Origin of the sequence: Pontibacter beigongshangensis, assembly GCF_014332515.1 — a bacterium.
Classification (GTDB): Bacteria; Bacteroidota; Bacteroidia; order Cytophagales; family Hymenobacteraceae; genus Pontibacter; species Pontibacter beigongshangensis.
Window position 1 is genome coordinate 66,519 of record NZ_VFSD01000014.1, and the last position, 15,524, is coordinate 82,042.

The following is a 15,524-nucleotide window of genomic DNA, read 5'->3' on the forward strand; positions in this document are numbered from 1 at the left end:
AGGCTTAGCGCATAATGGTGACTGATTTTTTCAGTGGCGGCTCCGCATTACCAAGCTCTATGATACAATAGTAGGTGCCGACCGGCAACTTCTTCCCGTTATGAGTACCATCCCAGGCCTTCTTGTAACCCACCGACTCAAACACCGGACTTCCCCAACGGTTGTACACCGTTACCTTACAGCCAGGGTACAGCACCGGCAGGTTCTTCAGCACCCACAGGTCATTGATGCCATCGCCGTTCGGCGTGAAGCCGTTCGGTATTTCGATTTCGGTGATGGTTTCGATCGTGAAGTAAACTTCCGTAATACAGCCCCTGCTGTCTTTTACCAGCAGCGCATGTGTGCCTACAGGTAGGTTATCGAAAACCGAATCGGCTGCATATTTGCCGTTGTTCAACTGGTAAGTATAAGGCGCTGCCCCTCCGCTGATGGCCGTAACGGCTGCACTTCCGAGGTTGTCGTCTTCGAAGGTCTTGGTGAGCGGCGTCACCTCCACCTGCAGCGGCTCCGGCTCCTTCACTGTAACCGTACCAACAGCTACAGTACAAGTAGGCGAGAAACGCGTTACGACTTGGTAAACACCTCCGGCAAGATTTCCGAACACAGGACTTTGCTGGAAAGTAAGGCCGTTGTCGATGCTGTAGGCTGTTTCTTCGTTGTCTCCTCTTGCGCTGATCGTGATGGCGCCGTTGGCTTCGCCGGCACAACTCACATGCCTCACCGAAGCAATCGCACTGGCAACTTCCCCAATGCTCACGGCAACAGTATGGGTACAGTTTCTGGCATCCTTCACGGTGAGGGTGTAGTTCCCGACAGCCAGTCCGCTAAAGGCAGTAGCGCTGGAGAAATTCACACCGTCCAGAGAGTACTGGAAAGGGGCCGTACCTCCTGAAACTTCCTCTATCACCAACTCTCCGGCATTCTGTCCGCAGCCCACCGGCTCCACGCGCACGTTCAGGTTGGCAATTGCCGGGCTACTGCCGATACTTTCCGTCTTAACCAGCACACAGCCTGCTGCATCTTTCACAGTTACCTGATAATCACCTGCAGCCAGACCAGTAAACAGGGGCGTTGCCTGGAAAGAGGTACCGTTCAGGCTGTACGTGTAAGGACTTCTGCCACCGCTCACCTCACTGATCTCAAGCCGGCCATTGTTGCCTCCGCAACTGGCATTGGTGCCTGCCACCGTAAACGACTCGGCTCCTCCGCTACTACTCACTTCCTGGCTCTGTGTAATTTCACACCCTTCAGCATCCCGGATCGTAATGATATAGCTGCCGGCAGCCAGGTTCGCAAATAAAGTTCCCGTTTGGAAGTCAGCACCGTTCAGGCTATAGGTATAAGGTTGCACACCACCCGTAACAGACTCAACTGTGATAGAACCATTGCGCTGAACACAGCCTGCCGGAACAGATGCCAGCGTAGCCTCCATCGGGCTGTTCCCTTCTACCGACACAGCAATAGAGGTGGTGCATCCATTGGCATCCTTCACAAACACCGTATATTCCTGAGGTGCAAGTGCGGTGAAAGTAGCAGAAGCCTGATAGTTGCTGCCATCCAATGAGTAAGTGTATGGAGCAATACCCCCCGTCACAGCACTTACCATAATTGTCCCGTTATCGGTACAGGCGGCAGGCGTTGTGGCAGTAGCAATTTCCGTTACACCAGACTGCTCTGCCAGGTTCACCTCCTTAGCGAAGGTGCAGCCATTGGCATCTTTTACAGTTATTGTGTATGCTCCCGCTGCTAAACCATCGAAGGTGGCAGCAACCTGGAAAGTAACGCCATCCAGTGAGAAACTGTAAGGAGCTGTGCCACCAGCTATACTACTGGCGCTGATGCTACCGTTGCTATCGCCACAGGAAGCCTGCACCGCAGCCACGTCAAAATTCTCCGGACCGGCCAACTGCTCTACTACCACTGTTTTTGCAAATGTACAGCCGCTGGCATCTTTCACTGTGATCGAATGGTTACCCGCAGCCAGACCAGTCAGCGTAGCCGAAGCCTGGAAGTTCGTGCCATCCTTGCTATAGGTATAGGGACCAGTGCCACCAGCCACCTCACTTACGACAACCGTTCCGCTGCTTTCTACACAGGTAGCGCTTTGCGGGGTAAGCACAAAATCAGTCGGGCCAGCGGTAGCAGGCACAACAGCTTCCTCTGTATAGAGACAGCCGTAGGCATCGCGTACCGTGACAGCATAAGTGCCTGCATTCAACGCTGTAAAGGAAGCCGCGCTCTGGAACCCTGCCCCATTCAGGCTATAGGTGTAGGGAGCCGTGCCGCCAGATACTTCGCTGATCAGGATGGAGCCGTTGCTCTTGTTGCAGGTAGCAGCTCCCACCGAAGCCGAAAGGCCTTCCACACCGTCAACATCGCCTACCTGTACCTGCACCGCATAAGTACAGCCCCTGGCATCCTTTACTGTGATGGTGTAAGTACCAGCCGCCAACTCAGAAAAAGCAGGTTCAGTCTGGAAGCTTGTGTCGTCTTTGCTGTAAGTATAAGGAGCCGTGCCACCGGATACGCCTCGTACAGTGATTTCTCCATTACTTCTGCCACAGGTAGTGGCTACCCTGGCAGTGGTAATGGCCGTAGGCACACTTTGGTTTATCGTGACAGAGGTAGTAGCCAGACAGCCATTGGCATCTTTCACAGTAATGGTGAAAGCACCCGAAGCCAGTGCGGCAAAAGCAGTTCCGGTCTGGAAATCTTCTCCGTTAATGGAGTATGTATAAGGAGCCATGCCGCCTGTCACTGCTCCCACAGTTATGCTGCCATCATTGTCCTGGCAGCTGGCTTCCACTGTCGTGGCGGCCACAGCCGTAGGTCCGGCAATGTTTGTCACCATGAAAGCCTTGGCGAAGGTACAGCCGTTGGCGTCTTTCACTGTGATCGTATGGATACCTGAAGTAAGCCCTGTGAAAGAAGTAGAAGCCTGGAAATTCACGCCATCTTCGCTATAAGTATAGGGAGCTGCACCGCCAGTAATAGCGGTTACTGTTAAGCCTCCATTGCTGGCCCCGCAAATAGAAGAAGTGGTGCTGGCAGAAATAGCGTTCGGCCCACCTAGATTCTCCACTACTACCTTTTTGGCAAACGTACAGCCATTGGCGTCCCGAACAGTCACTGTGTACTCCCCTGCCAGCACCGCTTCAAAGGCAGTAGCGCTCTGGAAGGTAGTTCCATCTAAGGCAAAGGTATAGGGAGCAGTGCCACCGCTCGCTTCAGCTATTGAAATGGAGCCATCGCTGCTACCGCAGGTAGAGGCCGTACTCGTAAGGTTCAGGTTATCAGGTCCTCCAATATCCTGCACCTCTACCTCCCTGCTGACAATACAGCCGTTCGCATCTTTTATAGTAATGGTATAAGTACCGGCGATCAGATCATCGAAGGAAGCTGCCGCCTGGAAGTTCGTGCCGTCCTTGCTATAAGTGAAGGGAGCCGTACCACCGGTTACATCGCTTATGTTGATCTGACCGTTGCTATGGCCACAGGTGCTGGACTGAGGAGACAGTACAAAGTCAGAAGGCCCTGTAATATTCTCTAACTCCACTCTCTCAGTGACCTCACAGCCATTGGCATCGCGCACCGTGATAGTATAAGATCCTGCTGCAAGTGCCAGGAAGGTGGCTGATGTCTGGAAATCAATGCCGTTGAGGCTATAGGTAAATGGTGCTGTACCGCCTGTAACAGCAGTAATAGCTAGCTCTCCATTGCTGCCCCCACAGGTCGATGTCTCTACCGAAGCAGTTAACCCGGATGGACCGCCAATATCACTTACCTGCACCTGCGCTGTAAAGACACAGCCCTTCGCGTCCTTCACCGTGATGGTGTGGCTACCTACTGCCAGCGCCGCAAAGGTGGCCGTGGTCTGGAAAATAGAGCCGTCTAAGCTATAGGTGTAAGGGGCCGTACCACCTGTCACAGTGGCAACAGTAATGCTGCCGTTACTGTTGCCACAAGTGGAAGACGCTGTTGTACTGACAAAAACAGTCGGCACATCTGTAGTTACAGTAACAGAGGCAGTTACCTCGCAGCCATTAGCGTCTCTGGCAGTCACAGTATGGGTTCCTGCAGATAAAGAGGTAAAAGCAGTTTCATTCTGGAAATCCGTGCCGTTGATCGAGTAGGTGTACGGAGCTGTTCCACCGGTCACACCACCTATCATAATGCTGCCATCATTGTCCTGGCAGCTGGCTGCCACTGTCGTGGCGGCCACGGCCGTAGGTCCGGCAATGTTTGTCACCATGAAAGCCTTGACAAAGGTACAGCCATTGGCGTCCTTCACGGTGATCGTGTGCTGACCGGCAGTCAGAGCCGTGAAGGTAGCGGAGGCCTGAAAATTCACGCCGTCCTGGCTGAAGGTATACGGAGCCGTACCACCGGTTACGCCACTGATCGTGAGTTCGCCGTTGCTGGCCCCGCAGGTGGTAGAAACTGCACTGGCAGCAAGATCAGAAGGCCCTGCTACGTCGTCTACTCTCACCGTCTTCGCAAACGTACAGCCACTGGCATCTCTTACCGTCACCGTGTGCTCCCCTGCCAGCACCTCCCCGAAGGTGGTGGCGGGTTGGAAGTTTACGCCGTCCAGGGCAAACACATAAGGAGCCGTCCCCCCTGTTACTCCACCAACTGAGATGGAGCCATTGCTCTCGCCGCAGGTGGAGGACATGCTGGTAAGCACCAACTCAGCCGGTCCTGCTATGTTTCCTACCGCTATACTTCTGCTCACCACACAGCCGTTGGCATCCTTCACCGTCAAGGTGTAGGCGCCCGCTGCCAGTGCCTCAAATACTGGGGAAGCTTGGAAGGCAGTGCCGTTGCTGCTATAAGAAAATGGAGCCGTACCACCCACTATATCACTTATCATGACCTGCCCGTTAGGCGCGCCACATGTAGCGGCTTGCGGTGCCACCACAAAGGCAGACGGACCGGCTATGTCTTCTAAGACTACTGTCTCAGTTGAAAGGCAGCCGTTGGCGTCCCGCACCGTGATGATGTAGGTGCCTGCCAGCAAATTGTCAAAAGAAAGTGCAGACTGAAAGTTCTTTCCGTCTTTGCTGTAGCTGTAAGGGCCAACCCCACCCGAAACCCCGCTGACAGCTATGCTGCCGTTGCCGCCTCCGCAGGTGCTCGCCGAGGCAGCCGCGCTGAAGATCGGTCCGTCGATGTTGCTCACCGCCACAGCCTGACTGTAAACACAGCCATTGGCATCCTTTACCGTGATATTGTAAGTGCCTGCCGCCAGCTCAGTGAAAGTAGCTGGCACCTGGAAAGCACCATCATCCATACTGTAGGTGTATGGAGCAGTGCCGCCGCCTACATGGTTGATCGTCAGCTGCCCGTCGCTGCGGCCGCAGGTAGAGGCTACGGTGGAGCTGCTGAAGCTGGCAGGGCCAACCTTCTCAATTGTGAAAGAACCAGTAATCTCACAACCGTTGTCATCTCTGGCAGTTATAGTATAGGCTCCGGAGGCCAGTGCCGCAAAGGAACCACCTGCCTGGAAGCCGGAGCCGTTGATCGAATAAGTATAGGGCGCTGTACCACCGGATACACTGGTCACGGTCAGGCTGCCGTCATTGTCGGCGCAGCTGGCCGGCACTGAACTAGCCGCCACCGTTGTAGGCCCTGGAACGTCAGAAACGGTAAAGGACCTGGTGAAGGTACAGCCGTTGGCATCCTGCACTGTAATCGTATGGGTACCGGCAGCCAGCCCTGTGAAAGAAGTAGAACCCTGGAAATTCACGCCGTCTTTGCTGTAGGTGTAAGGGGCCACTCCCCCCGATACGGCCGTAATGCTTAGCCCGCCATTGCTGGCCCCGCAGATAGAAGAAGTGGTGCTGGCAGAAAGGGCGTTCGGCCCACCAACATTCTCCACTACTACTTTTTTGGCGAAGGTACAGCCGTTGGCGTCTTTCACCGTAATGGAATACTCTCCTGCGCGCACAGACCCGAAGCCGGAGCCACCCTGGAAAGCTGTTCCGTCCAGAGAGAAAGTAAAAGGAGCTGTGCCACCCGTCACCTCTCCTATGGAAATGGTGCCATCACTGCTACCACAAGTAGAAGGTTTACTGATCCATGCCAGGTCAGTAGGCCCGGTTATGTCTTCTACATCTATGCTTCCCGTTACTGTACAGCCGTTGGCGTCTTTTACGGTAATCGTGTAAGTGCCAGCTGCCAGTGCTGAAAAGGTAGCCGGGCCCTGGAAGTTTGTGCCATCTATACTGTAGGTGTAAGGGGCAGTGCCACCGGTCACGCCACTGACCGTAAGCGCTCCGTTGCGGCCACCACAGGTAGCAGATTGAGGAAGCAGCGCAACAGCAGCAGGTCCTGCTATGTCACCTACCGCTACTGCTTGTGTATACACGCAGCCGTTGGCATCCTTCACCGTGATGCTGTAGGTGCCGGCAGACAAAGCGGCAAAGGTGGCGGAGGATAGAAATGTGGTACCGTCGAGGCTATAGGTGTAAGGAGCCGTGCCACCCGTTATACCGCTTATGGTGAGGGACCCGTTGCTGCTGCCGCAGGTCGTAGCCTTAACAGTAGCAGCCAGTTCAGTCGGGCCGTTAATATTATTCAGAATTACCTGCCGGGCAAAAATACATCCCCTGGCATCTTTCACTGTGATAGTGTGCGTGCCAGCTGCTAACCCTGCAATCGTGGAAGAAACCCGGAAGGTGGTGCCGTCTACGCTGTAGGTATAAGGGGCCGTACCGCCTGTTATCTTCCCGACTGTAATACTGCCGTTGCTATCGCCGCAGGTAGAAGAAATGGTGGAGCTGGCAAAGGCCGTCGGCACATTGGCAGCTACGGTGACAGATCTTGTCACTTCGCAGCCATTGGCGTCTCTGGCAGTCACAGTATGGGTTCCTGCAGATAAAGAGGTAAAAGCAGTTTCATTCTGGAAATCCGTGCCGTTGATCGAGTAGGTGTACGGAGCTGTTCCGCCGGTCACACCACCTATCATAATGCTGCCGTCATTGTCCTGGCAGCTGGCAGGTAGTGTCGTGGCCGCCACGGCCGTAGGTCCGGCGATGTCTGTCACCGTAAAGGCTCTGGCGAAGGTGCAGCCATTGGAGTCCTTCACCGTAATGTTATGCGTGCCTGTAGCAAGAACTGCAAAGGTAGGCGAGGTTTGGAAGTTTACCCCGTCCTTGCTGTAGGTGTATGGTGCGGCCCCACCTGTAACAGCTGTTAAAGTTAAAGCACCGTTGCTGGCCCCACAGGTAGAGGAAGTAGCACTGGCAGTAAGATTAGTAGGTCCTGCCAGGTCATCCACGGTCACCGTCTTCACAAAAGTACAGCCGCTGGCGTCTTTAACTGTGATCGTGTACTCCCCTGCCGGCACCGACCTGAAGGTGGTGGCGCTTTGGAAAGTTGTTCCGTCTATTGCATAGGTATAAGGGGCGGTGCCGCCTGTTACACCACCAACTGTGATGGAGCCATTGCTGTTGCCGCACGTCGAGGAAACACTGCTAAGCGACAGGTAAGATGGTCCGGCTATGTCTTCCAGCACTACTCCTTTCGTGAACATACACCCATTGGCGTCTTTCACTGTGATGGTATGCGTTCCGGCAGCAAGATTTGTGAAATTGGCAGAGGTCTGGAAAGTAGTACCGTTACTGCTGTAGGTATAAGGTGCTGTGCCGCCTGCAACAGCAGTTAACCGGATGCTGCCATTGTTGCGCCCACAGCTTGTTGCCTGCATAGTAGCTGTAAAATTAGAAGGTCCGGCAATATCGTTCACAACCACCTGCTTCACGAAAGTACACCCGTTAACATCTTTCACAGTGACACGATAGGTATCAGCAGCTAAGGCTGTAAAGGATGAAGAAGCCTGGAAAGTAGTGCCGTCTATACTATAGGTGTAGGGAGCCGAGCCGCCTGTTATGCCACTGATAGTGAATTCGCCGTTGCTGTTGCCGCACGTACTGGCTTTTACCGAGATCAGCAGGTCTGTCGGACCAGCCATATCATCTAGGGTAACAGCCTTGGTAAATGTACAGCCATTAACATCTTTTACAGTGATGCTGAAGGTGCCTGCTATTAAATTACTGAATGTAGCGGAGGACTGGAAGTTCATGCCATCTCTGCTAAAAGTATAAGGCGCGGCACCTCCGGTTACAGTGCCTGCCGAGATACTGCCATTGCTACTGCCGCAGGTGCTGGAAGTGGTTGTTAACACAATGTCACGAGGTCCCGGAACATCACCTATGCTTACGGCTGCCGTTGCCAGACAACCATTGGCATCTTTCACGGTAATGGTGTAGACACCTGCCAGCAGGTTAGTAAAAGTTGCTGCAGACTGGTAGTTAACCCCATCCCTGCTGTAAGTAAAAGGAGCGGTACCACCTGTTACAGCAACAGCCACCTGGCCATTGCTGTTGCCGCAGGTGGAGGACTGCACTGTTGAGGTAAAGGAAGGTCCGGTGATATCCTGCACCTGTACTGTTTCGGTATATACACAACCATTGGCGTCTCTCACACTTACCTGGTATTCTCCGGCAAGTACGGAAGCAAAAGTCGCAGAAGCCTGATAAGAAGTACCATTGATAGAGTAGGTATAAGGACTTGTACCTTCTGAAACAGCATTCACAGTAATTTCTCCATTGCTACTGCCACAGGTAGACGATTTAACAGAGGCCGTCAGACCAGACGGTCCTGCGATATCAGTTACCTCTACCTGTGCAGCAAAGGTACAGCCTTTGGCATCTCTAACAGTGATGGTATGTATGCCGGCAGCGAATCCGGTGAGGGTAGCGGAGGCCTGAAAGGAAGTGCCGTCTTTACTGTAGGTGTACGGAGCTGTACCACCTGTTACCGTTCCTACTATAATGTTCCCATTGCTGTTGCCGCAGGTAGAGGCTGCCACTGTGCTGGCAAAGGCAGTTGGTACGTCAGGTCCGATTACCACAGAAGTTGCCACCACACAGCCGTTAGCATCTTTTGCTGTCACAGTATAAGCACCTGAAGCCAGTGCCGCAAAGGCAGTGCCGGCCTGGAAGTCGGTGCCGTTGATGGAGTAGGTAAAAGGTGCTGTTCCGCCTGTCACGGCTCCCACTGCAATGCTGCCGTCATTGTCCTGGCAGCTGGCAGGTAGTGTCGTGGCCGCCACGGCCGTAGGTCCGGCGATGTCTGTCACCGTAAAGGCCCTGGCGAAGGTGCAGCCGTTGACGTCCTTCACAGTAATGTTATGCGTGCCTGCAGCAAGAACTGCAAAGGTAGCCGAGGCCTGGAAGTTCACCCCGTCTTTGCTGTAAGTGTAAGGCGCGGTGCCACCCGTTACGGCTGATATAGTTAAGGCACCATTGCTGGCCCCACAGGTAGTAGCAGTAGCGCTGGCAGCAAGATCAGTAGGGCCAGGGATATTGTTGACGGTGATGGAACGCGAGAAAGTACAACCCTTGGCGTCTCTCACCGTGATGGTATGCGTTCCGGCAGCAAGACCAGAAAGTGTGGAGGAAGTCTGGAAACTGGTACCGTCTTTACTATAAGTGTAAGGGGCGGTGCCGCCTGTTACGGCTCTCACCCGGATGCTACCGTTGCTGGCGCCGCAGGTGGAGGACGCTGTGGTGGAGGCAAAAGCCGTGGGCACGTTCCTGGTGACGGTAACGGAGGAAGTGGTTAAACAGCCGTTGGCATCTCTGGCAGTAACGGTATAAGTTCCGGCAGCCAGTGCCGCAAAGGCAGTGCCGGCCTGGAAGTCGGTGCCGTTGATGGAGTAGGTATAAGGTGCTGTTCCGCCTGTCACGGTTCCCACTACAATACTGCCGTCATTGTCCTGGCAGCTGGCAGGTAGTGTCGTGGCCGCCACGGCCGTAGGTCCGGCGATGTCTGCCACGGTAAAAGCCCTGGCGAAGGTACAGCCGTTGGCGTCCTTCACCGTGACCGTGTGGCTGCCGGCAGCAAGTGCTGTAAAGGTAGCCGAGGCCTGGAAGTTCATGCCGTCCCTGCTGTAAGTGTAAGGCGCTATGCCGCCGGTTACGCTACTGATCGTTAGCTCACCATTGCTTGCACCGCAGGTAGTAGCAGTAGCGCTGGCAGTAAGATCAGTAGGGCCGGGGATATTGTTCACTGTGATGGAACGCGTGAAAGTACAGCCATAGGCATCTTTCACAGTAATAGTATAGTTGCCTGCTCCTAAATCACTAAATTCTGCGGAGGCCTGGAAGTTCGCGCCATCCCTGCTATAGGTAAAAGGAGCCGTACCACCTGTAATAGCACCAACGGTTAAACGTCCGTTACCCGCACCGCAGGTAGAGGAACTGGCAGTAAGTGCAAAATCGGAAGGTCCGGCCACATCCTCTACTACAACTGGTTTACTGAACAGGCAACCATTTGCATCTTTAACAGAAATGGTGTAGGTGCCGGCAACGAGTGCGGTAAAAGCAGCTGACGTTTGGTAGGTGGAACCGTCCTTGCTATAGGTATAAGGGGCGGTGCCGCCGTTTACGCCGCTTATGGTCAGTTTGCCGTTTCTGCTTCCGCAGGTGGTGTTCAGTGTACTTGTAGCAAATCCGGAGGGTCCGGGTATGTTGGTTAGCGTATGTGCTTTTGTGAATGTACATCCATTGGCATCCTTCACCGTGATGGTATACGTGCCGGCAATAAGGGCTGCAAAGGTAGCTGAGGCCTGGAAAGCAGTACCGTCTAAGCTATAGGTGTATGGGGCAGTTCCACCGGTTACACCACCTATTGTCAGTGAGCCATTGCCCGAGCCACAGGTAGTAGCCTGCGCAGCAGCTGTCAGATCAGTGGGGCCGGCAATATTATTCAGTTCCACTTTATGCGCAAAGGAACAACCGTTGGCGTCTCTTACCGTGATCGTATAGGTGCCTGCCGTTAAAGCTGTAAATGTGGAGGCACTCTGAAAGGCAGTTCCATCTTTACTATAGGTATAAGGAGCAGCACCTCCTGCTACAGAACCAACCGCTATGCTTCCGTTACTGGCACCACAGGTAGAAGAAACGGCATTGAACGTAAAATCGGCAGGCCCGGGAATGTTCTCCAGGACCACTGCCTTTGAAAAAAGACATCCATTGGCATCCTTCACCGATATTGTGTAGGTAGCGGCAGCCAGCGCCGAAAAGGAAGCTGCGGTCTGGAAACTGGTGCCGTCGATGCTGTAGGTAAAGGGGGCTGTGCCACCCGTTACAGCTGAAATGGAGATGCTCGCGTTGCTGTTGCCGCAGGTAGCAGCCTGCAGGGCAGCGGTAAAATCAGAAGGGCCGGCAATATCCTGCAGCACAACTTCTTCCGTGTGCGTACAGCCATTGGCATCTTTTACCGTGATGGTATAGTTGCCGGCAGCCAACCCAGCAAAGGTAGCGGCCGCCTGGAAGGTGCTGCCGTCGAGGCTGTAGGAATAGGGCGCTGTGCCACCTGTTACACCACTGATCACTAAGGCTCCATTGCTGGCACCACAGGTGGTAGACGTAGGAGTAGCCGTAAAGGCAGAAGGCCCTGCTTCTTCCACCACGGTAAAAGACTTTTGGATGGAGCAGTTATTCCCATCGCTCACCGTTACAGTGTAGGTGCCTGCCGGTTTATCTGAAATCGAGGCTGTTGTTTCACCCGTACTCCAGAGATAAGAAACTTCCCCTACACTGCCTGTTACGGCTGCCGTAATACGGGCGGTAGACCCGGTACATAAAATAGCTGGCCCTGATAAAGCCACATCGAAGTCATAAAAAGCGATGAGCACCTCGTCATGCACCGGTAAGCAGGACCCGTTCCCTGTTGAAGTCAGCGTCAGCGTGACAGCGCCTGCTGCTAACTCGGCTGCAGTAGGGGTATAGATGGCATTCATGGCAGTGTTATCCGGGCTGAAGGTGCCGGCACCGCCACTCCAGGTGCCGCCTGTAGCCGCTGTTACCGAGCCGGCCAGCGCCACCGGGTTTACCGAGCAGACAAGCTGGTCCGGACCGGCGCTAACCGTAAGGTCTGTGACGACCATAACAGAGGCAGAGAACTTGTTACAATTCGGGTAGTTTTCGGTTCTGACCTCCAGAAAGTACTCTCCTACCGTGGGAGCAAGAAATTTTTGGGTCGTGCCAAGGAGCTTGCCCTCACTGTCGGTCCAGAGGTATGAAAAATTGCCGCTGCCGCCCGTCACGTTTCCGCTTAGCTCTACGCCCGCAGATCCGGGACATATAATAGCAGGCTGTGGCGTGATGGACACGACTGGCGGAGGGTAGAAATAAACCCGAACCGTATCGCAGAAAGGCAAAGTTGAACATGGCGAGGCTACGGATGAGCCACAAACCACGTAATCTACAAAAGCGGGCGCATTGGCAGCTGGTGTAACAGTTGGGGCGGAGCACCCGGAGGTACAACTCAGGTAGCTGTTGTAAGTGCCTCCGCCTGTTATATCTCGCCAGGTAACAGATTCCTCGTTAAAGGCAATGGGTGCCTGAAGCGTAGCCGTACAACCTCCAGAGACTGACACATCTGCTTGTGGGGTAAACGCAGCAATTGATTTAATCTCAAAATCATTCTTGGCACCACCTGGCATGCAAAGCGTTAGTACATGCGGCCCAACTCCCGACACACAAATGGGCTGCCCCACTGGCACGGCGGGGCCACAATTTATCTGATAAGACATTGCCCCGGATGGTTCAGGCCCACCTACAATAGCAAATTCAAGCCCACCTGCATTTCTGTCGAGTGTGATGTTGAACTGCACACAATTTTCGTTGTTACTGGCGTTGCAGATCCTGCCGTTCCGGTCTACATTTTCTAGTTTGCGGATACCATTGGGCTGCCCCGTCAGGTCTACGTTATAGACTGGAACTGTATTATTGCCTTGCGCTAACAGTCCTTGGAGAGTTAGCAGCTGCAGCATCCAGAAAAAGAAAAACAGGAAAGGTAATTTTGGAGTAAAGGTTGTTTTCATGTAGTATACTTGGGAATTTCACAATTATTATTTGCGCCGGGCCTTCATCAGAAGGCGCATCCTGTGGCGCACGCCGCTATGATGGCGATGCGCAAACCAGATGGCATCTGCTGTGCAGCCACCGGCAGCATTGTTCCTGCAAAATAAAATTCGGCCAACTGAAGCTGGTTTAACATGTATGTTTTGTGCCCTGTTACGGAGCTATCAATCTCTGATTGTAAGGAAGAAGAACTGAACAAACCTGTGGGCCGACATACTGGAAATTTGTCTCCCTGCACCTGGCAGCACTTACTTTTGTAACCGGCTAAGCTGGTATCCGGCTATAGGGGTATTACGGGTGTATCAACCAGGACTATGCTCCTCTTTATGCGGCTCCATGCGGCTATTGCCAAGGCAAAAGCCCTTTTCAGGATTCGCAGGAGCACCCGGTCATCAATAGTTCGCGGCATTGTATTTATGAGCTAAGCACAATGCCCAAAACATCGTTCAAGTTTATTTATTGTAGTTATGACTCAGAATAATCATATATAAATCTTCATTTATATAGATGCGCTAATGTAAGCAGGTTTTCGATTATAATACAATACAAAACACAACTTTTGGTTCAGAATGGGAAATATGGAATTAATGACAATTTTAGCCGAAGGATGTAGCACAGCACTGGCAGTCCTGCCTTAGTGGGGCCCAGCTACAACCAGAAGGAACATCCTGTCACAAGCACCCTGCTAAAACCGCCGCCTGCAGGCCCTGTTACCTGCACAACTGAGATTAGCTGAAATAAGAAAGGCGGGGTGTCCTCGGGTGAGACTTTCCAAATTATGTCAATAAAAATGGCCCTCCGGAGGCATTGCTTCTGCCACTCATCCGGAAGTTACTTTCTTGCTGCCACTCCCTTACTTCCCAGCCAAACAAAAAAGCCAGGGTTTCCCCTGGCCTTTAAACGCTTGTTTTCAAAGTGTAATGACTGGCGTTTCCCTATATCCCCGGAGGGTGCGGGAGAGATTATTTAAATAAAATTGGTCTTCCGAAGTTACTTTCCGGTGGCCACCCTAGAGCCGGCTCAGTTCTTTCATATCCACTTCCTCTTTGTACACATGCCGGAAGCGGTCTGTTACCTGAATGGTGATGCGCTGTGCGGCGGCAGAGGGCTTGGCAAAGAACAAATGGTCTGTCAGGTGCGGCTCCACCCATTTGTGCCTGGACGGTTTTTCGGCGCCCAGGTGCAACTCCACCGAGAGCGGGTCCAGCGCCGTGTGGCGTTGCATCTCGCCCATGCGGCGGCCGTCTTCCAGCCACTCCACTTTCCAGGCCGGGTCCCAGTTCCAAACATTTACGGCCAGCTGCTGAGGCATTTCTTTTACCGCTCCCACCGGGTACACGCGCAGCTGGTGCTGCCTGGGCTGCCCCACCGATTTGTAATACCACTGCACTTCGCTGCCGTTCACCTCGTACACACCATAGCCGTTCGGCGTGCCATCGTAGCAGATCGGGCCGGTCCACCAGGCGCCACACACGGTGCCGTGCACGTGCTCCACCAGGTTGTCGCCGGTCACGATCTTCTCGTTGAAGTGCGTGTGGCCCGACATGATATGGGCTTTGTAGGGCGCCAGCAAACGGTACAGCTCTTTCCGGTTCGAGACCACCCCGCCGAGCGGCTCCTGCTTCTCGTTGTTGCGGATGTGCTGGTTGGTGTAGGCCGGTATGTGCAGGCTCACCACCACGGCGGAGCCTGGCTTCACGTGCGCCAGGTCCTGCTCGAGCCAGGCCAGCTGTTGCTCCGTCAGGTAACCGATGTACTTTTTGGCGGTGCCGATAAAGAACACATCATCGAGCACCACATAATGCACCTCACCCCGGTTAAAGGAATAGTAGGTCGGGCCAAAAAGCTCCTTGAAGGTGCGCGAGGAAAGATCGTCGGTGCGGGCATCGAGGTCCATGTCGTGGTTGCCGATCACCTGGAAAAACGGAACGCCTGTAATGCCCACAGCCTCTTGGTAATCCTCGAACAGCTCGAACTTGTCCCACACCAGGTCGCCGCAGCCAAAGCCGTGGAAAAGCGCCTCGGGTCCGTAGCTCTTCACCAGCGCCTGCGTGTCGGGGGCCGATACGGTTTTGAGTTGCTCGGCATCCTCCTTCGAGATCATCTGCGGATCGGCCCATACGATAAAGTTGTGTTTGGTGTCGTCCTGCGGCAGTTTCTGCAGCTCAAAGTCTGCCTTAAAGCGGCCATTCGAAGGCAATATTTTCTTGTAAAACCGGGTGATGCCCCTGTCGTTGGTGAAGGCGTAGCCCCGCGGCACCGATACGTGCACAAAGTCGGCGGTGGCATTGCTGGCCAGCTCGTAATTGCCTTTGCTATCGGTCAGGGTTACGTTGATGCCGTCGGTAACGGCTACGTTCGGCAGGCCTTTTCCCTGCGCCTGCACACGGCCTCTTATCTGGACAAGCGACAGGTCTTTGCCGTTGGCAGGAACAGCTGGTTTTGCCTGCAGCAGGTCTGTGCTCAGCGTAAGCCCGAATCCGGCGAGGCCAAGCGATTTAAGGAAGGTTCTTCTTTTCTGTGACATAAATTTTTTAAAAGGTTACCGGTATCAGGGTACCAGGCACATTGTATTATTTCGGAGTG

At 53.8% G+C, this 15,524-nt stretch carries 2 protein-coding genes; both read right to left on the bottom strand.

What is annotated here, in order from left to right:
• Window positions 1-4: 4 nt before the first annotated feature.
• Entirely contained in the window at window positions 5-12,898 is a 12,894-nt protein-coding gene (locus tag FJM74_RS12580; RefSeq protein ID WP_187262963.1) for a T9SS type B sorting domain-containing protein, read from the bottom strand.
• Between the two features lie 1,049 nt (window positions 12,899-13,947).
• Window positions 13,948-15,465 (bottom strand): calcineurin-like phosphoesterase C-terminal domain-containing protein, encoded by a 1,518-nt coding sequence (locus FJM74_RS12585; RefSeq protein ID WP_187262964.1) that lies wholly within the window; start codon window positions 15,463-15,465, stop codon window positions 13,948-13,950.
• Window positions 15,466-15,524 lie beyond the last annotated feature (59 nt).